The organism is Pyxidicoccus xibeiensis (assembly GCF_024198175.1).
Lineage (GTDB): Bacteria > Myxococcota > Myxococcia > Myxococcales > Myxococcaceae > Myxococcus > Myxococcus xibeiensis.
In genome coordinates this window covers 132,191-156,989 of the sequence record NZ_JAJVKV010000002.1, presented here as the reverse complement: position 1 = coordinate 156,989, position 24,799 = coordinate 132,191, and the positions used below count along the sequence as shown (strand labels likewise).

Sequence of the window (24,799 nt, the reverse complement as noted above, 5' to 3'; positions counted from 1 at the left end):
TGAGGACAGGGGCGTGAGCAGGGCCGTCACCGCGGTGGCTGTCACACCGCGGTGCGCGCCTTGTCATCCCCTCCGCTCGCCCTCGGCTTCGCCATCACCGACGGGCGGGCCGGGTACACGGCCGCGAGCGCCCCCAACAGGGTATGCAGCAGGAAGAAGAGCGGTGTCTGTCGGTACTCCCACTCGGAGAAGCTCTGGGCGAAGGCGCCCAGGAGGCCAAAGAAGACACCCAGGCCAAAGCGCGAGCGGAATGCGGGCGAGCGGCTGAAGAAGAAGCTCGCCCCCATCTTGAACCAGCGTAGCCAGACAACGGCAAAGAAGAAGACGCCGGGCCAGCCTGTCTCACCGAGCGTGATGAGATACAGGCTGTGCCCCGGTGGAGCCTGCGCCGCGTCCACGTTCGAGCCCGCCGGGATTGGACCCTTTGGCGGCGCCTCGTCTGTGCCCGTGTATGGGATGTAGCCGAACCCAATCATCCTGCCGTACTGGTTCGACACCTGGTAGGACCAGTTGTTAAGCCCGACGCCGAAGAAGTGGTCCTCCTGCATCAGCCTGGCGAGGTGCACGTACGCGCCGCGCCCTTCGTGCGCCTCGCCCCCGAACTCCCTGGACAGCCCACCCTCCGACTCGAAGCGTGCCTGGAACGACGGAGCCAGCTTGATGCCCAGGGGAATCGCCGCGAGCACCAGCGCGAACGCCACCGCCACCGTCTTCGGGGTCAGCTTCAGCGCCCCGCAGGTCAGCCCCACGCCCACCAGCAGCAGCCCGAGCGAGGCCAGCCCCGCGCGCGACACGGTGCAGAGCACCGAGACGGAGCCCAGGAAGGCGGCCACTCCACACAGGCGCTTGAGGCGTTGCTCGACGCTCGATAGAGAAACCGCGAGCAGCACCGGGATGGCGATGAGGTTGAACATGGACAGCGTGTTCGGATGGAACAGCGTCCCATCCGCCCGCGAGTGCCCCAGCACGACGCGGGAGTGCATCGCCCAGAACCACTCGTAGATGACCGTGATGGCCAGCACCAGGACGACGCGGCGAAGGTCCCGCTCGTTCTTCACGTAGTACGCCATCGTCACGTACACCATGACGCCGCGGAACATCTTCGACAGCTCGAACAGGCCGAAAAGCTGAGGCTCGGAGAGGAGGACGTTCACCACGTTGTACGCGAAGAACACCCCCATGCTGACCAGCCCGTAGGGCAGCGCCAGCCGCTGGCCCGGCTTGCGCCGCCGCAGCTCGTCCACCAAGAGGAAGATCCACAGGAAGTCGAGCCAGCAGAACTCAAAGCCGCGGGTGGTGCCGCGGTACCACTCGCGGCTGAAAAAGTTGATGGCTCGCGCCGAGGAGTGGGTGGTACCCCAGATGAGCAGGCCGGCGCAGAGGTGCTTCAAGCGCGGAAACCTGCCCACTGCGATGACTCCCGCGGGAATCACCACCGAGCACAGGCTCAGGAAGATGATGGACTTCGTCTCCATCAGCGCGCCGCGACGTCGATGCGGCGGTAGAGCTCGTAGTCCTCGAAGAAGCACGGGAGGAAATCGCCCCCGTCCACGTCCTGCAGCGTGCGCCAGCGTGGCTCCGCGTTGCGGCGCTCCATCTGTGATGCGTGCAGCGCCAGCGCGGCGCGCTTCTGCCCCACCACGTCCTGGATGGGCACCTTCGTCCGGAACTCCCGCACCATCCGCAGGCCCAGCCGCGTGGACACCGTTCCCGCCAGCACGGACCGCTGCTGCAGCCGTGTCCGCCCGAAGCCCACCATGGGCCAGTGCCGCCAGGCCCACACCGCGTACTCGAGCACCGTGACTGGCAGCCCCGCCCGTGCCACCGCTTCATGGACGATGTGGTTCGTGCTCACGTGGTCCTGGTGCTCGCCCCGAGCGTACGGGACGAAGAGCTGCTCCGGCCGGTGCCGCCGCAGCAGCTCCCCCACCCTGGCCACGGCCGCCTCGCGGTGCGAGCCCAGCGCGGCGTCGGGAAAGCCCAGCATGAAGACGTCCTCTTCCTCCACGCCCAGCACCTTCGCCGCGCGCAACGCCTCCCGGGCCCGTATCGCCCTCAGCTCATCGCGCGAAGCCAGCTGGAGGTGAGAGCTGGAGCCGTCCGTCAGGAAGGCGATTCGCACCACTGCCCCCGCGCGCCGCTTCTGGAGGATGGCCCCCCCGCAGCCCAGCGTCTCGTCATCCGGGTGCGGCGCGAATACCATCGCCGAGCGCCGGAGCTCGTCGTCGTCGAAGGAGCGGGCCAGCCGTTCCAGCGCCATCCACAGCAAGCGGCGGAACACCCGCCTCACCGGAATCCCGTCCATCACCGCCGCCCTCCCCTCTCGATGACCTCCTGGTAGAGCTCCTCGAGCTTCCGCACCACCACGTCCCAGCTGAAGCGCCGACGCACCAGCTCCGCGCCCGCGCGCGCCGCCACCTCCAGCCGCTCCGGGCTGGCGAGCGCCTGCCGCAGCGCCGCAGCCCAGTCCTCCACCTCCAACGTCGGCACGCTCAGTCCATCCTGGCCGATGGCCTCGGCGAGGTCCGTCAGCCCCGAGTGCACCGCCAGCATTGTCGGACGGCTGGCCGCCCACGCCTCCAGCACCGCCAGCCCGAAGGCCTCATACTCCGAGGGCACCAGCACCAGCCTGGAGAGGGCCATCAAGTCCGGGACCTCCTTCGCCGCGTCCAGGTTGCCCATGATATGGACACGCGAGCCGACGCCCTGTGTCTGGATCTCCCGCAGCAGTTGCTCCCGGTAGGCGGTGTGCACCGCCGCGCCCGCGAGCACCAGGTGGTGGTCCGCGGGCGCCCCCACGGAGAAGGCCCGGACCGCCAGCACCTGGTTCTTCTCCGGGGAGATACGCCCCACCACGGTGACCAGGCGTGAGCGCGCGAGCTGGGGCCAACGCTCGCGCGCCCGGTCCGCACTTCCCGAGGCCATCCGCTCCAAGTTGACGCCCTGATCGAGCCGCACCGCCCGGTCACCGACCACCGCACTCAGGGCGCGCCGCTCCTCCGAGTTGAAGGTGATGACGCGCTCGGCGTCCTGGATGACGCGCCGGGCACCGAGCAGCCACCCGATGGGCCTGCCCACGTCGAGGAGTCCGGACAGCCGCCGCGCGGTGTCCTCCTCCAGCCAGGACTTCCGCGCCAGCAGGGGCCCATGCACCGAGATGACATACGGACGCCCGGTGAGGCGCATGGCCGTCCGCACAGCCCCACCGATGCGCCCCGCCGTGTGCAGGTGCGCCAGGGCGAGCCCCCGGTCACGCACGAGCCGGAGAGGCTCATCGAAGGAGGCCAGGTTGCCGGCGGTTGCGACGAGTGCCTTCCGCTTTCCGGCCGGACCAATGAATGGACAGAAGGCCCGGTAGCGCACCAACGGAACCTGGGGGCCCAGCGCGCGGTCCGGCTCCGAGGGTCCGCTCGGCGCGTGCACCTCCGGCCGCCAGCCCAGCTCCGCCAGCCGCCGCGTCACCTCCACGACGTGCGTCTCCGTCCCGCCCCACTCCCGAGGATCGTACTTGCGAAGGACGTGCACCACGCGCCGCCCGGAGCGCTTCACAGCAGTCATGGGCACGGGCCAAAGGCAATTCGCGGACCAGCCCCGCCGCGCGCGCCCCCAGACTCACTTCAAGTCCGTGCCCATTCCGGGACGTCTCAAAGCGAGACGCACGGGCTCACTGTCGCCGCAGCACCACCTGCTGACCGGTGCTCGGGTCTGCGTTCCCACTCCGCAGGCGCTGCTCCCCCCACAGGTGTCCCTTCAAGTAGGCCCAGTGGTACACGAACCGCCGCGGGACGGAGAGCGCCAGGCCCGCGGCATCGCGCGCCAGGAGGTGCGCGACCGCATCCCGAGCCCAGGAAGCGCCCACCCGCCGGGCCAGTCCCATCACCGACGCGCGGTCCCGGAGGATGAAGGCGTCCGCCTCCCCCTCGATGAAGCGGCGGCCGTACAACTGCTTCAGCGTGTAGTTGTGCGAGTGCATCACCAACGCGCCCGGCACGTAGCGCACCCGGAGCCCGTGGTTGCGCGCCCAGTGCCCCCACTCCGTGTCCTCCGAGCCCCAGGCGTCCTCGTAGAAGGGGTGCTTCAGCCACGCCTCACGCGTCATCGCCGCGAACGGCAGCGAGTACGTCATCCATGGCGGCGCCTCTCCCCTCTCCGGGAATGACACCTCGTAGTCCCGCCGCACCCACGTGTGCGCCTCCGGCCGCGGCAGTTGCCGGGCGAAGGTCGCGTCCGCCTCGCCGCGCTCGATGGGCGCCAGCAGCCGGTCCAGCGCCTCCGGCGTCAGCGGCACCACATCAGAGTTCTGGAAGACGATGACCTCCCCCTTGGCCTCGCGGATGGCCCTGTTGAGCACCACGCCCGGAAAGTACGCCCTCGCCTCGATGCGGATCAGCCGGCACGGAAACCGCGAGACGATGTCCAGCGTCGCGTCCCTGGAGCCCGAGTCCACCACGAGAAGCTCGAAGTCCTTACGCGCCTGCGAGAAGAGGCCCGAGAGCGCCTGACCGATGACCCAGGCCGAGTCCTTCGACCGCATGATGAGGGTGACCTTGCGATTCATGGGACAGCCTCAGAGGCTCAGGCCGAACTTCCGGACCACGTGCGCGAAGTTGGGGTCTCCGGACTCTCCCCAGTACCGCAGGTAGGCGCGTCTCAGGTCCGCCGGCGAGCGGCTCTCCGCCCCCATCACCTGCCGCGCGAACTCGGCGCCCTGGGTTTCGCCCACCTCGAACGCCACGAAGGGGAACGCCGCCGCCAGCACGCCGCGAGGCCCTCCGAGCCTCAGCCCCAGCCGCGCCCCGAACCCCAGTTCCGGTGAGGCCTTCGGCCGGAACCGCACCACGTTCCGTACCCGCCGCGCCCACACCCTGGGCTGGAAGCCGCCCTCTCTCAGCGAGTGCGTCAGCGCCCGATCGACGTACCCGGACCACTTCAGCCCGGCCACCGACAGGCGCGCGGCCTCACACGCGAGGTGCACGTCCGCGAGCCTCGTCCGCACCTCGTCCATCCACGGCCCCAGCTCGCGCGGGGCGAAGCGCGTGTAGTCCGGCTCCAGGCGGAAGGCGCTCGCCTCGTCGTACAGCTGGCGGAACCCGTCCGGCACGTCGCGCTGCCACACCATCCGCCGCCGCTTCTCCGCGTAGCTCCAGTCGTACGCCCCCAGGAAGTACAGCAGCGCGTCGCCATAGCCGATGATGGCCTTCGCCGTGTGCCGGATGATGGTGCGCCGCGCCTCCCCGTCGAGCGAACCCCTGTCTCGCAGCGCCTCGTTGATGACGAGCAGCGTCCCCCGGTTCACCGCCAGGTTCCGCACGTCGTCCGGTGGGATGTCCTCGCGCGTGAAGTGCTTCAGCCCCGGCAGGAACGACGCGTCACCCGCCACCGTCTTGTGGCCGAACCGCATGTCGTACCACATCACCATGCACGGAGACCTCCGCAGCGCCCGCACCGTCGTGATGCCCAGGTCCATCCCCAGCCCGTGCTGCTCGCGCAGCGGCTCCATCGCGCGATCCAGCTCCGCCTTCAGCCCTTCCCGCGGCGCCCGCTCCAGCACCAGGAGGAAGTCGAGGTTGTTGTGGGGCCGCTCGATTCCGTCCCGCGTCTCCACGCCGCCCTCGCCGCGCCCGTAGCCACCGATGAGGGCCAGCGTCCGCAGGGCACTGGGAGGCACGTGGCCCTGGATGACGGCCGCCGCCTCGCTCACCACCTGGGAGATCCGCGCCTCCACCCCGACCGAGCCCTTCAGCGTGAATCGTCCGCCCCTCACGCAGCCCTCCGTCCCGCGATCGCCACCGCCTCCAGCAGCGCCAGCAACCGCGTCACGTGCCGCTCGGGGACAAAGCGCTCCTGGTACGTCTTCAGCGCGTTCTCCCCCATCGCCCTCCTCAGTTCCGGCTCCGCCATCAGCCGATCGATCGCCGCCGCGAGCGCCACCGGCTCATTCGGCCGCACGCCCAGCCCCGTTTCGCCGTCCGTCAGCCACTCACCCACACCACCCACGCGGCTGGCGATGACCGGCGTACCGTGCCCCAGCGCCTCGATGCCCACCAGTCCGGACGTCTCCGGCGCACGGCTCGGGAAGACGACGCATGCGGCGCGCCGGTACAGGGCGGAAAGCCCCTCGGGCACCAGCGGTCCCAGGAAGCTCACCCGGTCCGACACTCCCAGCCCGTCCACCATCGCGCGCAGCTCCGCCTCCTGCCGGCCCTTGCCCACCACCACCAGCCGGCACGGTTGCGTGGTACGTGCCAGCGCGCGGAACAGCACGTCCAGGCCCTTGCCCGTCGTCAGCTGCCCGGCGAACAGGAGCAGGTCCTCCTCGCGCGCCACCGGCGTCCGCGGCGCGGGCGGGACCTGCGCGTACAGCGGGATGACGTGCATCCGCTCGCGCTCGAAGCCGTGCGCAACCACGTGCTCCACCATGTACCGCGAGCCCACCACGAACGCGTGATGGCGCCGGGCCAGCTCCTGCTCCTCCCGCAGCCTCCCCAGCGAGGCCAGCTTCACCCCGGGCCACTCGTTCGAACGCCCCACGAAGCCGAGGCACGGGTAGCAGGCCGCGCCCACCGTCTTCGTGCACGGCTCCTTGCCCAGCGTCGTGTACTTGTGCTCGCGCAAGCAGAACAGCCGGTGGTCGTGGAAGAAGCGTACGACCGGAGCGGGCGAGTCCAGCAGCGCGCGCTGCGCCGTCAGGCTCGCTAGCTGGTGCACGTAGACGACGTCCGGAGCCAGCTCCCGCAGCTGCCGCGCCAGGTCCACGATGGGAAAGACGCCCTCGAACGGCTCCTGCATCACCGGGTGCGGATCCGGCGAGACGTTCACGTCATAGAAGAGCAGCGACTCCACGCCCCGTACACCCAGCTCCCGCGCTGTCTCCCGCACGTAGCGCTCGGCGCCGCCAATGGGGGTGGCGCCCTCGTTGAGCCATGCGATCCGCAAGCCGCGGCTCATGGGGGCCCACCGTGCTGGCCCGTCTCCCCGCCTGCCCGCGCCACGTCCAGCCCGAGCATCGAGCACACCCATCCGGCCACGTCCGCCAGCGCGCCGCAATCCTCGGGCACCGGCGCATCCGAGGCGATGGCGGCGTACGCCGAGGGGCTGTCCAAGTCGTAGCCGTGCATCCCCCGCACCGCGCCTCCCACGAAGCTGGGCGCGAACAGGGCCCCCTCCCGCAGCACGAAGAGCGCCTGTCCGTAGGGTGCGCCACGCACCGGCGCCTGCCGCTTCACCAGTGCCTCCTCGTCCAGCCACCGCCCCCACAGCCCATGCGCTGCCATCCGCTCGCGCGCCCTCTCGAGCGTCCGGTCATCGCCCCAGAAGCGCATCATGGTGCTGTCCACGAACAGCCGCGTGCCCCGCAGTTCCTCGAGCAGCCGCCGCGGATCCACCACATCGCGGATGTCCGCCATCCCGTGGTCTCCCACCACCACCGTCGTCACCTCGCCGCCCCCACTGCGCATCGCCTCCACCGCCCGCTCGATTCGCTCGGTGACCCGTCTCGCCGCCGCCCACGCCTCCCGGCTGCCATTGCCCGCCCGGTGCAGCGCTCCATCCAGCTCGGTGGCGTACGCGAACGCCAGGTCCGGCTTCCGCGCCCGCAGCACCGCGCACGTGTGTGCCCAGCGATCCTCCTCCGGCATCTGCCACGGTGCCGCGAACACCCGCAGGCCCGCGCGCCTCGCCACCGAGAGGAAGGTCTCCACCCCGCCGATGCGCTCGGCGTTGAACAGGTCCTCCCGCTCCGGCAGGTCGAGCCAGCGGAACAGTTCCGGCGGCACCCGGTACAGGTCCACGTACCCTGTCAGTCCCGCCGTCTTCATCAGCACCTTCGCCGCCGCCCGCCGCAGTTTGCCCCGCTCGTGCACCAGCCGCGGCAGCAGCCCCAGCCACTTCAGCGGTGCCAGCACCCCTCCCTCACGCTCCGCGTGCGAGAAGAGGCACATCCGCCCATGCCGCTCCGGCGGCGCTCCTGTGAGGAGCGTCGGAAGAGCGCCGCACGAATAGCCGAGGATGCCGCGAAGGTGCCCCCGGTGCGTCAGCCCGCCCAGCCCTCCGGAGGCCTCCAACTGGGACGGGCCCAGCGCATCGACGAAGACGACGAGCACACGGCGATGCCTGACGGGGCCCACCAGGGCGTACCCGCGCTCCCGTGCCTCGGCGCTGTCTGTTTGTTGAGTCATCTCATTCCGGGACAAGGCGCTGTCTCATCGCGAGAACGGTGCCGTGCGCAGCTCCAGCCGCGTGGCCCCGACCGCCCCTACCGTCAGCAACGGCGACAGGCACTGCAAGAGCTCCGCCACAGGCGCAGACACAGAGGTACGCCAGGTGAAACGCTGGCACCCGCCGTGCACTCAACCAGTCGCCATGAAGGACTCCCCCGCACCGGTCCTGCCCCTCACAGAGGTTTTCGAGCGCCATGAGGACGCCATCGAGGTCCTGAAGGCCGAGAGCTGACGGAGGCGCCTGGGATGTTCTCACTGGACGAGGGCGCGGAGCACGAAACTCCCTCGACGCCCGTGCGCAACGAGGCCGTGCGCTCCGGATACCCCGTCGACCCGCTGCGCATCGCCCGGGTGCTGCGACGACGCTGGCGCGTCATCGCCGGGGCCTTCGCCCTGGGCATCATCCTGGGCGTGCTGCTGGCCAAGACGGTGGTGCCCCGCGAGTTCACCGCCCAGACCATCCTCGTGTGGGAGCCCGCACGCGTCCGCGAGGTGAGGAACGCGGAGCGGGAGCTCCAGACGTTGATGAACACCCTCGAGCTCCCCAACAATCTCGCGGAGCTGCGCAAGCGGATGAGCCTGACGGTGATGCTCGATTCACTGGCCCGGCAGATAGACATTTCCGTGGCCCGTGACTCCAACATCCTCACCCTCTCGGCGACCGCGGTCAGCCCCGAGGAAGCCGTCCGACTATCGGACACCATGACCCAGGTGTTCCTGGACAGCCGGCGGGCCTCGGAGCGGGCCCGGGCCGAAGAGCAGCTCCAGTCCCTCGTCGAGGAGGTGGGCAAGGTCCAGGCGCAGCTGACGGAGGCCCGGGCGCACTACGACCGCTTCCGCTTGGAGAACGGCATCGCTGACCTCACGCTCGACCGGCAGGCCGTCATCGAGGAGGCGGCGCGGCTGCGCACGGAGATGAACCGCTTCCGTATCGAGGCGGAGGCGTCTGACGCCAGGGCCATCCTGCTCAGACACGCGGCCCGCGCGCAACCCGCCCGGGTGGTGCTCTCGGAGACGGAGAGCCTCTACGAGACGCGCAAGCTGGCCGAGCTGCGCGCCGAGCTCACCACCCGCAGGGCCAGCCTCTCCGAGGAGCACCCGGAGGTGCTGGGGCTCACCGCCGCCGTGCAAGCCCTGGAGTCCAGGCCTCCGGGCAGCACCGTCTCCGACCGCGTCGTGGGGGCCAACCCCGCATGGACCTTCCTCCAGAACAACCTGATGGACGTCGACACGCAGCGTGAAGCGGCCCAGAGGAAGTGGCGCTCCTACGCGGAGGTGGAGGCCGCGGCGCGGGAGCGAATCGCCAGGCTGTCCGCCATCGAGGGCCAGGCCAGCTCGCTGCTCGCGCAGGTCCACATCACCGAGACGCGCCTGGCCGACCTCCAGGCGCGAGAGAAGGTGATAGAGGGCGAGGTGCGCCAGCCAGAGGTAGGGCTGCGCGTCCTCACCCCCGCCACCCCGCCGCTGCGCCCCTCGAAGTCCTACCGCCGCGCGGTGGTCCTCCTCCTGCCGCCCTGCTTCGCGCTGCTGGCCGCAGTGGCCCTCGCCGCGTCCGCGCTGCGCGGCCTCAAGCCGTGGACGCCGGCCGAGCTCTCCTTCTGGGGACGCGGCCCGGTGGTGGCCGCCACCACCTGGCCTGCCACCCCCGATGGCCTGGAGGAGCTCGTCCTGGATCTCCGTGCCGCGCTGGACGAGGCGCCTGGCACGACGCTGCTGTTGCCCCTTGCAACGTCGCAGCGCGAGGCGGCCAGGGAGCTGCTGTCCCTGCTCGGGCCGTTGGACGTCCCGGCCTGGGATGGCGTCTCCGGGCGGGACGCGGCGCTGGTGCTCTGGGAGGAGGCGAACCGCCCCCTGGCGCTGCGCCGCGCGGTCCGCCAGAGCGACCGCGTGCTCGTCCTCGCCGGGTCGGGCGCGCACTCGCTATTCGAGGTGCTGGCGCTGCGGCGGTTGCTCGGGAGCGAGGAGCGCATCGGCTTCGTGATGGTGGGGCTCGGCACCGACCTTGCTACCCATCCGGATCGCGTGGGCGAGGTGATGGGCTTCTGGTCCGGGCCCGGAGAGGCAAAGGGCCCCGAGAGGCCCCGTCCCGCGAAGGGTGCAGCGCTGACATGAAGACGACTTCTCTCTCTGTCATCACCGAGCAGCACTCCATCCGGAGCAACCGGGGCCGCGGGGCCTCCCAGGGACGGGACCGACGCCACCATGTTCGTCGTCATCCAGCGTAGCGCCGCGACTCCCGGCGCCGGACTGCTGTCCGTGACCGGGCCCCCGCTCGTCACCCGCCAGTTGCAGTGGCTGCGCGGGTCGGGCTTCGAGAAGGTGGCCATCGACATCGGTGCCGACGCCCACGGCGAGGAGCTGCGAAGCCTCGTTGCCCAGCAGGAAGCACTGGCCCGAAACGTGGTCTTCGTCCCCACGGACTCGTTGTTCCCGCCGGGCGTCATCGCGGACTCGGCGGGCTTTCCCGCCCACGCGCCCTTTCTCGTGCTGCCGGACACCGTGGTGGGCAACGCGGACCTCGCGGCCTTCTACCGCCGGGCGCCGGACCGGGGCGTACGCGTGGGCCGGCTGACCCCCCCTCCGGCCGTGGAGCCCTTCGCGCCGGCCGAGGTACACCTGGTCACCGCGGCCACCGGCCCGGTCGAGACCGAGGACCTGCCCGGGTGGGGCACCCATCTGGAGACGCCAGGCGCGGCCCTGCGGCTGGCCTGCAAGGCGCTGCTGGGGCGACTGCCACAGCCGGAGGGGACGTCCCGCCTCCTCATCCACGCGGCCGAGCGCGCACCGGGCGTCTGGGTGGCGCGCGGCGCCCTCCTCCAGCGCGGTGCCGAGGTGTACCCGCCGGTGCTCATCGGCCCGCAGGCGCTGGTGTGCGGCGGAGCGAGGATCGGCCCGGGCGCCCTCATCGGAGCACGGGCCATCATCGAGCGCGGCGCCACGCTCGTGAATGCGGTGGTGGAGGAGGAGACGGTGGTGGGCGAGGGTCTGGAGGTGCGCGACGCCATCGCCACCCCGGACGGCCTTGCCTCGCTGGATGGCACCGGCCCCGTGCTTCCACTGGGAGATCCCCGGCTGCTCGCGCGGCGGCGGCTCCTCTCGCGGGCGGCCCTGCGGCTTCTGGGGCTCTCCCGATGACCGGCGCTCCGTCAGGAGGGGGGCCGGCCGCAGACCGGGGCGAGTGTCACTCCGGGCCCCGGCTCCAGTTGGATGTGCAGCTCGGCCACGCGGCGGTAGAGCGTGGCCCGGCCCAGCCCGAGCAGCTTGGCCGCCTTGGTGACGCTTCCGTTCGTCACCGTGAGGGCCTTGAGGATTTCCCGCCGCTCCAGCTCGCGCAGCGGCACCACCGCGTCGGACGGAGCGGGCGGGTCGACGATGACAGTCCTCATGGGCGGAGGCGCGGCGGGGACGGGCGGCAGCACCAGGACGCGCAGCTCCGGCGGGAGATCCGCCAGCTCGATGCGAGCGCCGTCACAGGAAAGGATGGCGCGCTGGACGACGTTCTGCAGCTCACGCACGTTGCCGGGCCAGCGGTGCCGCACGAGCGCCTCGCGGGCCTCGTCGGTCAAGGAGAGCGATGGGCCGCCGAACTTCTCCAGGAAGTGGTCGACGAGCGGAAGGATGTCCGTGGCCCGCTCCCGCAGTGCGGGCACCTGCACCGGGTATACCGCCAGCCGGTAGTACAGGTCCTCCCGGAAGCGCCCCGCCTTCACCTCGGCCATCAGGTCCCGGTGGGTGGCGGCGATGATGCGCACGTCGACTCGTACTTCCGCGGTGCTGCCTACCCGGCGCAGCGTCCGTTCCTGCAGGATGCGCAGCAGGCGCACCTGGGTGGCGGAGCTCATCTCACCCACCTCGTCCAGGAAGAGCGTCCCGCCCTGGGCCTGCTCGAAGCAGCCCCGGTGCATGGCCAGCGCGCCGGTGAAGGCGCCGCGCTCGTGACCGAAGAGCTCGGACTCCAGCAGGGACTCGGAGAAGGCCGCGCAATTCACCGCGACGAAGGGCCCCCTGGCCCGCGCTCCCTGCTCGTGGAGGGCGCGCGCCACCAGCTCCTTGCCCGTCCCTGTCTCACCGGAGATGCACACCGGCACGTCGGACTGGAGGATGCGCTCGAGCTGACGCGCAAGCACCCGCATCGGAGCACTCCGTCCCACGATGGCGCCGATGAGGCGCTCCGCTCCGCCATCCCCCGCGCACCGCAGCGCCCGCCAGCTCACGCGGCGGGCCTTCGCGGCGCTCTGTAGCGTCCGCTCGAGCCGGGCCGGCTCGAAGGCCTTGTCGAGGAACGCGAAGGCCCCCAGCCGGGTGGCATCCACCGCGGTGTCGAGCTGCAGATTCCGGGTGAGGACGATGACGGGGAGTGTGGTGTCCCGCGCACGCAGGTGCCGGAGCACGTCCAGGCCCACCATGTCCTCCAGCCCCAGCTCCAGGCACACCGCCAGCCACTCGGAGCTGTCGGCCTCCAGCGCCTCGCGCGCGGTGGCATACTCACGCACGGCGTAGCCCGCTGCCTCGGCCCAGGCCCCCAGGCTCCGCCTGGCGACGTCATCCCTATCGACAATCACCACGGGGGACTGCCGGTTGAAGTCCACGACGTTCACGGGTTCGACTCTCCTGACACAGGGTGATGCGCTTTACGGAGGATGTGGCTCCAGCCTGGGCGGAGCAGAAGGCCGGGAGACCGCGCATCGGCTCAGGCGGGTCATCAAACACAGCCGTTTGCACATACCATTCCCGCACGGCCGGGCGGCCGATGTGGCTGTCATCGGTGCGCTCAGCCAACGACTCGACCTCCGGCCTGTTTGCTAAATCCTGGCGACGTCCCAGGCGTCTCAATCCGAGACATCTCAAATCGAGACGGCAGTGTGCTCGCGGGCGGGCCAGCGCGTGGAGGTGATGCGGGAGAGAGTGGTTCCCGCCTTGCAGTCGGGAGCCATACATGCACTCGCTCACCGAATCATTACACGCCTGCATGGAGCCGCTGCGCTTCCTGCGTTCGGATGGGGCCCGCGTGGTGGACGCGGTCCGGGGCCGCGGCGCACGCTTCCCCAGAGCCTCGGCGCTCGCGGATCCATCCTTGTGGGCGGTGGGCCTGCTCCGGGTGGGGGCGGTGCTCCGGCGGGGGGTGGGCACGTCGCTGGGCCTGTCCACGTTGCTGCGCCTGGGCTTTCACATCGACGTGTGGACGGATGACATCGGCCCCGGGCTGAGGCTGCCGCACCCCTTCAACATCGTCATCGGAGACGGGGTGAAGATTGGTCCGGAGTGCACCATCCTCCACGGCGTCACCGTCCAACGGGGCGCAGGCACGCGCATCGGCAGCAAGGTGGTGCTGGCCAACGGGACGACGGTGCTGGCCGGAGCGAAGGTAGGAGACGGGTGCCTGGTGGGCGCGGCCAGCGTGGTGCGCGGTGAGATTCCGGCGGCGTCCGTGGCGGTGGGCATGCCTGCGCGAGTGGTGAGGGCGCCCCGCCCCGGGGAGACGGCGCCATGAGACTGGCCATCGCGCTGGGCGGAACGGACTGGGGACGCTCGGGCATCGGCACGTACGTGCGCGCGATGTTGCCACGGCTGACACGTGGGCTGGCAGAGACCGAGGGGCGACTGGTGGCGCTCGGCACGGCCCGGGACTTCGCCGCCTATGAGGGCGAGCTGGGGGACGCGGAGCGCGCCGCGGTGCCAGACGCCGTCGACAGGCCGGCGCTGAGTGCTGCGTGGTACCTCGCCCGGTGCGGGGCGCACGCCCGCTCGGCTGGCGCGGACGTGCTGCTGCTCCCCGCGGCCAACCGCCGGGTGGCGCTGCGCCCTGGCCTGCCCACGGTGGGGGTGGTGCATGACCTCGCCCAGTTCACCGTGCCGGACAAGTACGACCGGCTCCGCACCACGTACGTGCGCTGGCTGTTACCGAAGGCGCTGAGGTCCTTCGAGGCCCTGGCCGCCGTGAGTCATGCCACCCGAAGGGACATGGCGAGCTTCCTCTCCTGCGCGCCCCAGCGGATCCACGTCATCCCCAACGGCGTGGACGCCGACCGCTTCGCTTCCACGGATGGCACCCGCGCCACCGTGGTTCGCGAGCGCCTGGGCCTGACGGCGCCATACCTGCTGTACCTGTCGCGACTGGAGCACCCGGGGAAGAACCACTTGCGGCTGCTGCGGGCCTTCGCCGCGTCCCCGGTGCGGCAGGACCATCAGCTGGTGCTGGCCGGTGCGGACTGGGGTGCCGAGGGACTCATCCGGGAGGAGCTCCAGCGGCTGGGCCTCCAGGAGCGCGTGAGGATGCTGGGCTACGTGGAGGATGGCCTCATCCCGGGCCTGGTGGCGGGCGCGGAGGCCATCATCGCGGTGGGGCTGTGCGAGGGCTTTGGCCTACCGGCGCTGGAGGCCATCGCCGCGGGCAAGCCCGTGCTGGCGGCCCGGGCGGGCGCGCTACCCGAGGTGGTGGGCGACCTGGGGGTGCTGTGCGATCCGCTCGACGAGCAGGACATGGCGGCGGCGATGATGCGGCTGGTGCGGGACGAGCCGTTGGCCGCGCGCGTGCACCGCGAGGGCCCCGGGCACGCCCGGCAGCGCAGTTGGGACCGCACGAGTGACGACCTGCTGGCCCTGTGCCACTCCGTGGGAGGCGCACGATGAAGAGCCCCCTGCCCCGTGCCCCGCTGAGCGATGTGCTGCGCGGGCGGGCCCCACTGGTGGGCGCCCGCTTCAACGAGGTGCTGCCGCGCGGCTACCTCTCGCCGGTGGAGGCGCGCTGGCTGCTCGGCCTGCCCTATAGCGACCTCGCCGCCGAAGAGGCGCGCTATCTCGAGGGCCGCACCCCGGCGACGGACTTCGGTGTGATGCTGCGCACCTCCGTGGCCCGCGCCCTGGCGCCGCCCGAAGGCGCCAGACCCGAAGTGCGCCCGTGGATCGTCTCCGCGCGTGTGGACAACCTCACCCTCGATCAAGCAGTGGAGCACCTCTTCACGACGGGGCAAGGCGGCCGGGCGAAGCTGGTGTCCATCGTGCACCCGCACGCGTTGAACCTGGCGGCCCGCGACAAGGTGCTCGCGCGGATGCTGGCCGAGGCGGACCTGGTGCTGCCGGACGGCATCGGCATCCGGGTGGGCGCGGCGCTGCTCGGGGTTGCCATGCGCCACAACCTCAACGGCACGGACCTTCTGCCGCGGCTGTGCGAGGAGGCGTCAGCTCGCGAGTGTCCCATGGTGCTGGTGGGGGCAGCCCCCGGTGTGGCGGACGCCTGTGCGCAGAAACTGCGGGAGGCCCACCCGGCCCTGGCACTGCCCATCGTCTCGCACGGCTTCCTCACCCATGACGGCTCCCTGGCGCTGGCGGAGTCCATCTTGGGGCTGGGGCGCTGTCTGGTGCTGGTGGGCATGGGCAGCCCGCGGCAGGAGCTGTGGGCGCGCGAGTACCTCTCGGGGGCCGCGCAGGCCGTCATCCTCACCGTGGGCGGGCTGTTCGACTTCTACTCGGGCCGGAGACCACGCGCGCCCATCACCTGGCGGGAGTTGGGCCTGGAGTGGCTCTACCGGCTCCTCCAGGAACCCCGCCGGATGGCCGCCCGTTACCTCCTCGGCAACCCGCTCTTCCTGCTCCGCATCCTCTGGCAGAAGGTGCGGTGATCGCCAGGCGCGGCGCCTCCCGCCTCCAGTCCGCATCAAGGAGAGGGCACGTACGCAGACGCACCCTCCGGCGGCGCTGGGGCTGCCGCCACGAGGAGCACGTGCCGCCGCCACCAGATGAGGAGCGCCATCCCGGTTCCGAGCAGCGTGACGAGCGAGCAAACGAGAGCGCTCGCCAGCGGGCCACGCGAGGCCAGCGGCGCGAGCCCCCAGCCCACGGCGAGCGACACGAGTCCCGCCGCTCCAACCGGGGCCAGCGTCCAGAGCACTTCCCGGAGAGGCCAATGGACCAGTGCGCGGACCTTGCCCCAGACGAGCAGGGCGATGAGCACGTTTCCGCAGACCGTGCCTCCGGCAACGGCCCAGACACCGCCGTAGCTCACCCCGACCAGGGACACGGTGACGTTCAGCGCGTGGCCAAGAATCACGGGGATGGTCACATCCCACGGGGTTGCGCCGCTCACGGCCAGGGTCGCGGACGCCATCTCCACGGCGGCCGCGATGAGCGCCGCCGTCCCCAGCAGGCCCACCACCAGCGCGGTAACGGGGTCGTGCGCGAGCGCGCCCACCCAGGCCTCCAGCAGGGCGGCCCCATCAAAGGCCAGCGCAATCACCCCGCTGGATACCAACGAACCGAGAACGGCCGTACCCAGGCGCAGCGCGCCGGGGCGATGATTGGGATCTCCAAGCCGGTGGAGGAGCCATGCGCTCGTCTGTTTCGCGAACACGTAGATCTGATCCACTGCCCGGGACGCCACCTGATATGCGCCCACCGTGCCCAGGGAGGTGTAGCTGGTCAGGATGAGGGCGTCCGCGCGGATGGCCGCAGCGACTCCGATGTTCAACGCCAGGGCCGCGGCGCCCTGCCGGAAGGCGTCGCGCGCCTGGGCCGGGTCCACCGGCCAGCCAGGGCGGAGGTCCAGGTGTGGGTCAGCGTTCCTGGAGGCAACCGCGAGGAGCAGGAGCTCCAGGACGGCTCCCGCGAGCAGCCCCAGCGCCGGACCGAGCAACGAGCGCGTGGCGAGCAGCACCGCTGCGGTCAGCGCGATCTGGACCGCGGCCGAGGCGGCGCGCGTCCAGGCGAGTGGGGTGAAGCCCCCACGCATCAGCAGGAACGAGCGCAGCGGTGCCGCCAGCGAGCCCGCCAGCCCCGCGACGAGAACGGGAATCGCGGCAAGGGCCACATCCGCCCGGAGTGCCTCGGAGGCTGCCGGAAGGTGAAGAAAGAACGCGTAGGCACAGGCGCACAGGAACGGACAGACAATTGTCACCACCAGCACCGCGAGGCGCACGACCTGGCGCGTGGCGGCGACGTCCTGCCTGGCCGCCGTGCGCTGTACGGCGATGCTGAGGCCGAGATCCGATAACCCGACGAGGAAGCCCGTGGTTCCAAGGACGACCCAGGCGCCGAGGCTCTCCGGGCCGAGCACGCGAACCACCAGAGCAACCGTCGCCAGCCCCGCCACGATCTGCATGACGTGCCGAGCGCACGACAAAAGCAGGTCGGCAAACATCCTCAGGGGCGATTTCTCATGAACCACCATGGCCTCTGCCCATGCAGTCCATATGCCGATCTCCGGCAAAGCAGTCTCCGGATTCGGGCGTCAGATGCCAACTACCTGGACATCACACACGTGACTGAGAAGCCAACTTTGAAGAACTCGATGGGGGCAGAAGCGATTTCAGCGGAGAGGCTGGCGCTGCTGCACCTTGCTGTTGCTGAGCACGGTGGCGGAGGGAGACCGGCCTCGTCTCGGACCGACTGGATGATGGGAGCGGGCAGCGTCACCGACACTCATCCGCGTGCCCCGCCAGCCGACCTGCCGGATATCAGGAGCACGTCCCCCTGTCTTGGGGCCAACGGGCCAGCTCCAGCGCACCGTCCCTCCGAAAAGCGGTGCGGCAACACTGGGGGATTTCGCGTAAAGAGCCGGCGCATGGCGCGGATCATCGATGGAACCGAGATCAGTCGGGTAATGAGGGCGGAGATGGCCCAGCAGGTGGCGGCGCTCCTGGCCGTCGGAGTGACACCCGGACTCTCCGTGGTGCTCGTGGGCAACAACCCGGCGAGCCAGGCCTACGTGGCCAGCAAGACGCGGGCGTGCGAGACCCTTGGCATGCGGGGTCAGACGCTCAACCTGCCCGAGGACGTCTCCAAGGACGAGCTGTTCGCGGTCATCGACCGCCTGAACGCCGACCCGGCAGTGCATGGCATCCTGGTGCAGCTCCCGCTCCCGGCGCACCTGCCCTACAAAGCCGTGCTGGAGCACATCCACCCGGACAAGGACGTGGACGGCTTCCACCCGCAGAACGCGGGGCTGGCCTTCGTGGGCGACCCGCGTGCCTTCGTGCCCTGCACCCCGGCCGGAATCATGGAGATGATCCGCCGCGAGGGCATCTCCACCCGGGGCAAGCACGTGGTCATCGTGGGACGCAGCCTCATCGTCAGCAAGCCGCTGGCCTCGCTGCTGATGGCCCCCGGCCCCGACGCCACGGTCACCCTCACCCACCGGCACACGCCGGACCTCGCCTCATTCACGCGGCAGGCGGACATCCTCATCGTCGCGGTGGGAAAGCAGAACCTCATCACCGCGGACATGGTCAAGCCGGGGGTGGTGGTCATCGACGTGGGCCAGAACCGCATCCCCGACGAGAGCTCTCCGCGCGGCTACCGGATGGTCGGGGACGTGGACTTCACCGGAGTGAGCGAGAAGGCCGAGGCCATCACGCCCGTTCCAGGCGGCGTGGGCCCGATGACCATCACGATGCTGCTCGCGAACACCATCCAGGCCGCACGCCAGCTGCACGAGTCCCGGGGAGCCCAGCGGTAGTGACACTCCGCTGAGCTCCGAGCTCAACCGCCAGCTTAGCGCCCCTTGAAGTTCTCGCTCACGAACTCCCAGTTCACGAGCTTCTCGAGGAACGTGTCGATGTACTTGGGACGCGCGTTGCGGAAGTCCACGTAGTACGCGTGCTCCCACACGTCGATGGTCAGCAGCGCCTTCTGGCCGTGCTTCATCGGCAGGTCGGCGTTGCCCGTCTTCGTCACCGCCAGCTTGCCCTTCTCCAGCACCAGCCAGGCCCAGCCCGAGCCGAACTGCGTCGCCGCGGCGTTCGCGAACTCCTCACGGAACTTCTCGAACGAGCCGAAGTCGCGGGCAATGGCCTCCGCCAGCTCCCCCGTCGGGCGCCCTCCCCCATCCGGCCTCATGCAGTGCCAGTAGAACGTGTGGTTCCACACCTGGGCCGCGTTGTTGAACACGGCACCGTCGCTCGCGAGGATGACCTCCTCCAGCGTCTGGTTCGCCTGGGGCTTGCCCTCCAGCAGCTTGTTCAGGTTCGTCACGTACGCGGCGTGGTGCTTGCCGTGGTGGAACTCCAGCGTCTCCGCGCTGATGTGAGGGGCCAGCGCATCCTTCTTGTACGGCAGGTCCGGCAGCGTGAATGGCATCGGGTGCGTCCTTTCGGGTTGAGAAATCAGTGATGCGTGGGCCGCCGCCTACTTCGGGACGTTCTCCGTTCCGGCCGAAGGCAGCTCCGACACGGCGCGATACGCGCGGCTCCAGTAGAGGAGCGGCTCCTGCTCCTCCCCTCGCCGCACTTCCGTGACACGGCCGACGAGCAGCAGGTGGTCTCCGTAGCGGTGCACGGCCTCCACCGTGCACGACAGGCCGGCCAGGCCGTCCCGGACGAAGGCGCCTTCATCGAACGCCGCGTCCTCCGCCTCGCCCTTCGCGCACTTCACCGCGACCTCCCGCTGGGCGACCGACAGCACGCTCACGGTGAAGCGCCCTGCGGCCTCCACCCGCTTCAAGGTCCTCGAGCGCTCCGACAGGGCGACCACCACGAGCGGCGGCTCCAGCGAGAGCGAGCTGAACGAGCTCACCGTCGTGGCCGCCAGCCCCTCAGCATCACGGACCGCGACCACGGCCACGCCGCTCGCCCACTGTGCCATCGCGTCCCGGAAGCCGGACGGGGCCACCCCCTCCGAAGTGCTCTGAGTCATGCCCCGGATCTACTGGCGCGGCGCCTACCCTGTCACTCGCCTGGTCGATGCATTGTCACGAGACCAATCCGTTGACGCTGCCGCCTTGTCAGGTCGGGATGAAGGGCGATCCGCACGCCGGTCGAATCGCGCAAGCACGAAATCGCTCCCGCGTCGGGAATAGATCCAGACGAGAGAGGAACCTCGTTTGACCTCTCGGGGTATCGACATCTCCTCTGCGGGTCTGTTAAGCAACACGCCCAGTGCGCCAGGGATTGGCGTAGGGGGCGGGGGGGCCGGCGCCACGGGAGAGAGCAATGTCAATCGCGCCGACGTATCCGGGAGTGTATGTCGAGGAGATCCCCAGTGGGGTCCGTACCATCACGGGGGTCGGTACGTCCGTGACGGCCTTCGTGGGCTTCACCACCCAGGGCCCCATCAACAAGCCCATCCAGGTCCACAACTTCGGGGACTTCGAGCGCGAGTTCGGCGGCCTCGGACGTGAGAGCGAGGTCAGCTACGCCGTCCGCCAGTTCTTCCTCAACGGCGGCAGCGATGCGTGGGTGATTCGCACCTCCGATGGCGCCTCCAAGGCCGCCGTCACCCTGCGCAACCCCACCAATGCCAGCGCCCACGGCGGCGTGCTCACCGTCACCGCCACCACCGAGGGCGCGTGGGGCAACTCGCTCCGCATCGACGTCGACTACGACACCAACAACCCGGACTCGTCGTTCAACCTCTCCGTCACCGAGTACAAGTCCAACGGCACCCAGCTGGTGGCCAACCGGACGGAGTCGCACCGCAACCTGAGCATGGACTCCAGCTCCGCTCAGTACGCGGTCAGCACCATCAACAACAACTCCGCCCTCATCCGCCTCTCCCGGGACGCGCGCGTCGACTCCGCGCTGCTCGGCGGCCTCCCCTCGGGCTGGAGCGAGTCCGGCGACCTCACCAGCCTCAACCTCGCCGACCTCGACGCGACGCACAACTCCATCGCCATCTCCATCAACGGCGACCCGGCCACCGTCATCCCCATCTTCGACCCCTCCAGCCCTCCGGCCGACCTGGGTGACATCGCCGACTTCATCGTCGCGCGAGTCAGGACCATCAAGCCCGGCAACGCGGCCTACACGGGCTTCAACGGCGAGAAGCTGGCCACCGCCAACCGCCTGCGCTTCACCGCGGGCCCCGTCGCTGGCGCAGGCCAGGAGCGCTCGTCCGTGCGCATCTCCAGCGCGCCCCAGCAGGACGCCTCGCGGCTGCTGAAGCTGGGTCAGGGCAACGGCGGCCGGGAGGCCGACGCCAGCGCCGCCCTGCGCCCCGCGCCCGCCGGCAACATCTCCAGGGACCTCAGCACCGTCAGCCTGGCCAACCTGCCCACGCACACCGTGCAGCTGACCGTCGCCACCAGCGTCTCCTCCACCTCCACGCAGTTCAGCCTTGCCAGCTCGAAGGCCACCTACACCCTCGACGAGCTCGGCGAGCTGGCCAACACCCTCCAGGCCCTCATCCGCGCCTCCAGCGCCGTGCCCGCCTTCTCCAAGGCCACCGTGCGCGTCGTCGGCAAGCGCCTTCAGGTGGTCTCCGGCATCGGCACCACGGACGCGCTGCTCACGTTCACCGACCAGCTCCCCGGCGGCCAGACGGACGGCCTCGCCGGGCGGCTGGGCCTCGACGACAACCGCAACGTCCAGCGCTACTCGGTGGGCATGGGCGCCGCACAGGGCCAGCAGGCCGGCGCCGTGCCCGGCACCGACGGCGTGCCGCCCGGTGCCAGCCAGCTCATCGGCAGCGAGCAGAACAAGACAGGCCTGTACGCGCTGGAGGACGTCAACCTCGTCAACCTCCTCTGCATCCCCCGCACCGCGGACCTGAGCGAGAGCGAGGGCCTGGCGGTCATCTCCGCCGCCACCGCCTACTGCACGAAGCGCCGGGCCTTCTTCCTGGTGGACCCGCCCACGGTCCGCACGCAGATCTCCCACGCGGCCAACGGCATCAAGGAGTGGGTCACCGACAAGCTGACGCCCGAGCGCAACGCGGCCGTGTACTGGCCCAACGTCCTCGTGCCGGACCCGCTCGACAACTACCGCCTGCGCAGCCTGCCGCCGTCCGGCACCCTGGCCGGCCTGTACTCGCGCACCGACAGCGCCCGCGGCGTCTGGAAGGCGCCCGCTGGCACCGAGGCCACCCTCATCAACGTGCAGGGCCTGGCCTACAACGTCACGGACGCGGAGAACGGCGTGCTCAACCCGCTGGGCATCAACTGCCTGCGCTCGCTGCCCGTCTACGGCCGCATCGCCTGGGGCGCCCGCACCACGCGCGGGGCCGACCAGCAGGCCGACGAGTACAAGTACATCCCCATCCGCCGGCTCGCCCTCTTCATCGAGGAGAGCCTCTACCGCGGCACGCAGTGGGTCGTCTTCGAGCCCAATGACGAGCCGCTGTGGTCGCAGATCCGCCTCAACCTCGGCACGTTCATGCACAACCTCTTCCGCCAGGGCGCCTTCCAGGGCAAGTCCCCGCGCGAGGCCTACTTCGTCAAGTGCGACGCCGAGACGACCACGCAGGCGGACATCAACCGGGGCATCGTCAATATCGTCGTCGGCTTCGCGCCGTTGAAGCCCGCCGAGTTCGTCATCATCCAGCTGCAGCAGATCGCCGGTCAGCTCGAGGCCTGAGAGAAAGGTAACGCACCATGGCGACTTTCAGTGTGAACACGCACCGGCTCGACCCCTACAAGAACTTCAAGTTCCGCGTGAAGTGGGACGGGCGCTATGTGGCCGGCGTCAGCAAGGTGGGCGCCCTCAAGCGCACCACCGAGGTGGTCAAGCACCGCGACGGCGGCGACCCCAGCACCAGCCGCAAGTCCCCCGGCCGCTCCGAGTACGAGGCCGTCACGCTCGAGCGCGGCGTCACCCACGACACCGAGTTCGAGAAGTGGGCCAACAAGGTCTGGAACCTGGGCTCCGGCCTGGGCTCCGAGGTGTCCCTCAAGGACTTCCGCAAGGACATCATCATCGAGCTGTACAACGAGGCCGGGCAGCTGGTGCTCTCGTACAAGCTCTTCCGCTGCTGGGTGTCCGAGTTCCAGGCCGTCCCCGAGCTGGATGCCAACGCCAACGCCATCGCCATCCAGACGCTCAAGCTGGAGAACGAAGGCTGGGAGCGGGACTACGAGGTGAAGGAGCCGGCCGAGCCCAGCTTCGGTGAGCCTGAATGAGTCTCGCGGGCGGCACGGAGTGGCTCCAGCTCTGGGAGCGCGCGGTGCCCGGGCCGCCCCGCCGGCGCCGCCGTGAGCTGCTGGCGTCCGCCGGAGCGCGGGGGGCATTCCACCCCGCGCAGCTCCCGGTGGGCCGCGCCAACTCCGTGCTGCTCCGCCTGCATGCAACGCTCTTCGGTCCCAGGCTCGACTGCCGGACGGCGTGTCCCGCTTGTGCCCAGGCGCTCGAGCTGGAAGTCGACGTGGCGGACCTCCTCGGGGGGGAGCCTTCCCTCGCCGCCGAGCAAGCCCGGCTCCAGGTCGACGAGTGGGACATGCACTTCCGGCTGCCCAGCGAGCTGGACGTGGACGCCGCCCACGACGAGCGCGACCCGGAGTCCGCGCGGCGCCTGCTGCTCCAGCGCTGCGTCTTCGAGTGCCGCCGGGGTGAGGAGCCCGTGAGCATCCTCGCGGCGCCCTCGGACGTGCAGGCGCGCCTCGTCACGCGCATGGAGGAGCTGGATCCGCTGGCCACGATTGACTTCCAGCTCGCGTGTGGCGGCTGTGGCCACAAGTGGTCCTCCGCGCTGGAGGTGGATGCGTTCCTCTGGGCGAAGCTCGATGCGTGGGCCCGCCGCATGCTGCACGAGGTGCACGAGCTGGCGAGGCACTACGGCTGGAGCGAGCGGGACGTCCTGGCGATGAGTCCCTGGAAGCGCCAAATCTACCTGGACCTGGTTGCCGCATGAGTGACTTCCTGGCGCGGCTGCTCAACGCTGGACGCGAGGGCGAGGCCACCCTCCGTCCCCGGCTGCCCGGCCGGTTCGCACCGCTCGGCCCTGGCAGCGCTCCCGACCTGGCCGCGCACGCGTCCTCGCTCCGGCCGGTGTTGCCAGTGGAACATGCGGAGGAGCCGGGGCTCGTGGAGCAGGATGTCGAGCTCCCGGCGCCAGGGCACGCACGAGCAGCACCCGGCCAGGAGTCCCGCTCCACGCCGAACGCGCCGCTGCCCGTGCGGGACTCCGGTCTCCAGGTGCAGCGGACCGGTCAGGTCGAGGCGCGGATTCCGCTCACCGCTGACGACGCGAGTCCCCTTTCCCAGCCCGAGCCTCGAGACCTGGCAGGCAGCCCGGCCGCCGATGCACCGGGCGCCATGAGCGCGAACGTCGCACGGCAATCCGACGGCGCTCAGCGTCAGGACCTGCCTGCCACTGCGCGGGAGCGAGCCGGTCATCCGCTGCCCGTTGCCAGCCCTGCACAGGGTCCTGGCGCTACCGCCTCTTCTCGGATGGAGGAGGGGGCACCCCTCCTTCCGTCTGGCGAATCACGCCAGCCCGAGGCGCCCGCTCCTTCGAGACAACACGAGGATGCGCCCCTGCTTTCCTCCAGCGCTCCACGGCGCCCTGACACCCGGGAAGAGGCTCCGCTGCTTCGAGCGGAGCACGGGCGGGAGCTGGCTGCCGCGCACCTCCTGGAGCCTCGGCCCCTGAGCGCCCCTGCGGCGGGGACCGCGTCGCCAGCATCCACGAGCAGCGTGGAGGCACGACTGGCGGCGTCCGAGGAGGCTCCCCGGCCGTCGGTGATGCTCCCGTCATCGAGCCCCACGCCTCAGCGCACGCCGCGGACCTCGCTGGAAGAAGCAGCCGAAGCCCCTCGTGCCCCGGAGACTCCTGCCCGGTGGCGCACGCCGGAGCTCGAGACCGGGCGCGCGGCCCGCCCGAGCGCGCCGAGCCCCGAGCAGCCCGCCACGACCCGCGAGGCCCCCACGGTCCGTATC

General features: G+C 70.5%; 20 protein-coding genes. 9 read left to right on the top strand and 11 right to left on the bottom strand.

The genetic code is table 11. From position 1 onward, the window contains the following. Positions 1-41: 41 nt before the first annotated feature. The 7 genes from LXT23_RS08795 to LXT23_RS08765 all read right to left on the bottom strand — a co-directional run bounded on the left by LXT23_RS08795 (position 42) and on the right by LXT23_RS08765 (position 8,177). Positions 42-1,475 carry an O-antigen ligase family protein gene (locus LXT23_RS08795; RefSeq protein ID WP_253979663.1) on the bottom strand — a complete coding sequence of 478 codons (1,434 nt, stop codon included), beginning with the start codon at positions 1,473-1,475 and terminating at the stop codon, positions 42-44. Next, positions 1,475-2,305, bottom strand: a complete 831-nt coding sequence (locus LXT23_RS08790; RefSeq protein ID WP_253980411.1) for a PIG-L deacetylase family protein — start codon at positions 2,303-2,305, stop codon at positions 1,475-1,477. Before LXT23_RS08790 ends, LXT23_RS08795 begins: the two co-directional genes overlap by 1 nt. Beyond that, the gene (locus LXT23_RS08785; protein WP_253979662.1) at positions 2,305-3,558 is read right to left on the bottom strand and encodes a glycosyltransferase family 4 protein; all 1,254 of its coding nucleotides are present in this window, start codon (positions 3,556-3,558) and stop codon (positions 2,305-2,307) included. Before LXT23_RS08785 ends, LXT23_RS08790 begins: the two co-directional genes overlap by 1 nt. Before the next feature lie 106 nt (positions 3,559-3,664). Next, entirely contained in the window at positions 3,665-4,558 is an 894-nt protein-coding gene (locus LXT23_RS08780; RefSeq protein WP_253979661.1) for a glycosyltransferase family 2 protein, read from the bottom strand. A 9-nt stretch (positions 4,559-4,567) separates the two neighbouring features. Continuing rightward, on the bottom strand, positions 4,568-5,764 hold the full coding sequence (locus tag LXT23_RS08775) for a hypothetical protein (protein ID WP_253979660.1): 1,197 nt from the start codon (positions 5,762-5,764) through the stop codon (positions 4,568-4,570). Further along, on the bottom strand, positions 5,761-6,936 hold the full coding sequence (locus LXT23_RS08770) for a glycosyltransferase family 4 protein (RefSeq protein WP_253979659.1): 1,176 nt from the start codon (positions 6,934-6,936) through the stop codon (positions 5,761-5,763). The genes LXT23_RS08775 and LXT23_RS08770 overlap by 4 nt, the downstream gene beginning before the upstream one ends. Before the next feature lie 8 nt (positions 6,937-6,944). Further along, entirely contained in the window at positions 6,945-8,177 is a 1,233-nt protein-coding gene (locus tag LXT23_RS08765) for an alkaline phosphatase family protein (RefSeq protein ID WP_253979658.1), read from the bottom strand. A gap of 288 nt (positions 8,178-8,465) precedes the next feature. Here LXT23_RS08765 and LXT23_RS08760 point away from each other — a divergent pair, with 288 nt between their 5' ends. Both LXT23_RS08760 and LXT23_RS08755 read left to right on the top strand, forming a co-directional pair. After that, positions 8,466-10,331, top strand: coding sequence for a GumC family protein (locus LXT23_RS08760; RefSeq protein ID WP_253979657.1), 1,866 nt, complete (start codon positions 8,466-8,468; stop codon positions 10,329-10,331). A gap of 90 nt (positions 10,332-10,421) precedes the next feature. Continuing rightward, on the top strand, positions 10,422-11,354 hold the full coding sequence (locus tag LXT23_RS08755; protein ID WP_253979656.1) for an LbetaH domain-containing protein: 933 nt from the start codon (positions 10,422-10,424) through the stop codon (positions 11,352-11,354). A gap of 11 nt (positions 11,355-11,365) precedes the next feature. On the opposite strand, the gene LXT23_RS50340 is transcribed toward LXT23_RS08755, so the two are convergent. Beyond that, positions 11,366-12,817: a sigma-54-dependent transcriptional regulator gene (locus tag LXT23_RS50340; protein WP_253979655.1), complete on the bottom strand. Its 1,452-nt coding sequence runs from the start codon at positions 12,815-12,817 to the stop codon at positions 11,366-11,368. 338 nt (positions 12,818-13,155) lie between these two features. Between LXT23_RS50340 and LXT23_RS08745 the strand changes: the two genes are divergently transcribed. The 3 genes from LXT23_RS08745 to LXT23_RS08735 are packed head-to-tail and all read left to right on the top strand — an operon-like array spanning position 13,156 to position 15,838. After that, positions 13,156-13,710, top strand: coding sequence for an acyltransferase (locus LXT23_RS08745; protein ID WP_253979654.1), 555 nt, complete (start codon positions 13,156-13,158; stop codon positions 13,708-13,710). Further along, positions 13,707-14,849 (top strand): glycosyltransferase family 4 protein, encoded by a 1,143-nt coding sequence (locus LXT23_RS08740; protein WP_253979653.1) that lies wholly within the window; start codon positions 13,707-13,709, stop codon positions 14,847-14,849. Before LXT23_RS08745 ends, LXT23_RS08740 begins: the two co-directional genes overlap by 4 nt. After that, positions 14,846-15,838 carry a WecB/TagA/CpsF family glycosyltransferase gene (locus LXT23_RS08735; RefSeq protein WP_253979652.1) on the top strand — a complete coding sequence of 331 codons (993 nt, stop codon included), beginning with the start codon at positions 14,846-14,848 and terminating at the stop codon, positions 15,836-15,838. The genes LXT23_RS08740 and LXT23_RS08735 overlap by 4 nt, the downstream gene beginning before the upstream one ends. 35 nt (positions 15,839-15,873) lie before the next feature. Here the strand turns inward: LXT23_RS08735 and LXT23_RS08730 are convergent, their stop codons facing one another. Next, the gene (locus LXT23_RS08730) at positions 15,874-17,352 is read right to left on the bottom strand and encodes a lipopolysaccharide biosynthesis protein (RefSeq protein WP_253979651.1); all 1,479 of its coding nucleotides are present in this window, start codon (positions 17,350-17,352) and stop codon (positions 15,874-15,876) included. 423 nt (positions 17,353-17,775) lie between these two features. Here LXT23_RS08730 and folD point away from each other — a divergent pair, with 423 nt between their 5' ends. Further along, on the top strand, positions 17,776-18,669 hold the full coding sequence (gene folD, locus LXT23_RS08725) for a bifunctional methylenetetrahydrofolate dehydrogenase/methenyltetrahydrofolate cyclohydrolase FolD (protein WP_253979650.1): 894 nt from the start codon (positions 17,776-17,778) through the stop codon (positions 18,667-18,669). A 35-nt stretch (positions 18,670-18,704) separates the two neighbouring features. Here the strand turns inward: folD and LXT23_RS08720 are convergent, their stop codons facing one another. Both LXT23_RS08720 and LXT23_RS08715 read right to left on the bottom strand, forming a co-directional pair. After that, positions 18,705-19,289, bottom strand: coding sequence for a superoxide dismutase (locus LXT23_RS08720; protein ID WP_253979649.1), 585 nt, complete (start codon positions 19,287-19,289; stop codon positions 18,705-18,707). Positions 19,290-19,337: 48 nt separating this feature from the next. Then, positions 19,338-19,844: a flavin reductase family protein gene (locus LXT23_RS08715; RefSeq protein WP_253979648.1), complete on the bottom strand. Its 507-nt coding sequence runs from the start codon at positions 19,842-19,844 to the stop codon at positions 19,338-19,340. A 380-nt stretch (positions 19,845-20,224) separates the two neighbouring features. Here LXT23_RS08715 and LXT23_RS50335 point away from each other — a divergent pair, with 380 nt between their 5' ends. Genes LXT23_RS50335 through LXT23_RS08700 form a run of 3 tightly spaced genes read left to right on the top strand, consistent with a single transcriptional unit; the run spans position 20,225 to position 23,771 of the window. Continuing rightward, a complete protein-coding gene (locus tag LXT23_RS50335; RefSeq protein ID WP_253979647.1) occupies positions 20,225-22,501 on the top strand; it encodes a phage tail sheath family protein in 2,277 nt (758 codons plus the stop codon). A gap of 17 nt (positions 22,502-22,518) precedes the next feature. Further along, a complete protein-coding gene (locus tag LXT23_RS08705; RefSeq protein WP_253979646.1) occupies positions 22,519-23,043 on the top strand; it encodes a phage tail protein in 525 nt (174 codons plus the stop codon). Next, a complete protein-coding gene (locus LXT23_RS08700) occupies positions 23,040-23,771 on the top strand; it encodes a hypothetical protein (RefSeq protein WP_253979645.1) in 732 nt (243 codons plus the stop codon). The genes LXT23_RS08705 and LXT23_RS08700 overlap by 4 nt, the downstream gene beginning before the upstream one ends. Positions 23,772-24,799 lie beyond the last annotated feature (1,028 nt).

Bases quoted from the DNA above. Each gene is read 5' to 3' on its own strand.
- LXT23_RS08720 (WP_253979649.1), bottom strand. From the start codon at position 19,289: ATGCCATTCACGCTGCCGGACCTGCCGTACAAGAAGGATGCGCTGGCC.
- LXT23_RS08700 (WP_253979645.1), top strand. From the start codon at position 23,040: ATGAGTCTCGCGGGCGGCACGGAGTGGCTCCAGCTCTGGGAGCGCGCG.
- LXT23_RS08785 (WP_253979662.1), bottom strand. From the start codon at position 3,558: ATGACTGCTGTGAAGCGCTCCGGGCGGCGCGTGGTGCACGTCCTTCGC.
- LXT23_RS08780 (WP_253979661.1), bottom strand. From the start codon at position 4,558: ATGAATCGCAAGGTCACCCTCATCATGCGGTCGAAGGACTCGGCCTGG.
- LXT23_RS08705 (WP_253979646.1), top strand. From the start codon at position 22,519: ATGGCGACTTTCAGTGTGAACACGCACCGGCTCGACCCCTACAAGAAC.
- LXT23_RS08735 (WP_253979652.1), top strand. From the start codon at position 14,846: ATGAAGAGCCCCCTGCCCCGTGCCCCGCTGAGCGATGTGCTGCGCGGG.
- LXT23_RS08760 (WP_253979657.1), top strand. From the start codon at position 8,466: ATGTTCTCACTGGACGAGGGCGCGGAGCACGAAACTCCCTCGACGCCC.
- LXT23_RS08790 (WP_253980411.1), bottom strand. From the start codon at position 2,305: ATGGACGGGATTCCGGTGAGGCGGGTGTTCCGCCGCTTGCTGTGGATG.
- LXT23_RS08755 (WP_253979656.1), top strand. From the start codon at position 10,422: ATGTTCGTCGTCATCCAGCGTAGCGCCGCGACTCCCGGCGCCGGACTG.
- LXT23_RS08715 (WP_253979648.1), bottom strand. From the start codon at position 19,844: ATGACTCAGAGCACTTCGGAGGGGGTGGCCCCGTCCGGCTTCCGGGAC.
- LXT23_RS08795 (WP_253979663.1), bottom strand. From the start codon at position 1,475: ATGGAGACGAAGTCCATCATCTTCCTGAGCCTGTGCTCGGTGGTGATT.
- LXT23_RS08765 (WP_253979658.1), bottom strand. From the start codon at position 8,177: ATGACTCAACAAACAGACAGCGCCGAGGCACGGGAGCGCGGGTACGCC.
- LXT23_RS08730 (WP_253979651.1), bottom strand. From the start codon at position 17,352: ATGTTTGCCGACCTGCTTTTGTCGTGCGCTCGGCACGTCATGCAGATC.
- LXT23_RS08745 (WP_253979654.1), top strand. From the start codon at position 13,156: ATGCACTCGCTCACCGAATCATTACACGCCTGCATGGAGCCGCTGCGC.
- folD (WP_253979650.1), top strand. From the start codon at position 17,776: ATGGCGCGGATCATCGATGGAACCGAGATCAGTCGGGTAATGAGGGCG.
- LXT23_RS08740 (WP_253979653.1), top strand. From the start codon at position 13,707: ATGAGACTGGCCATCGCGCTGGGCGGAACGGACTGGGGACGCTCGGGC.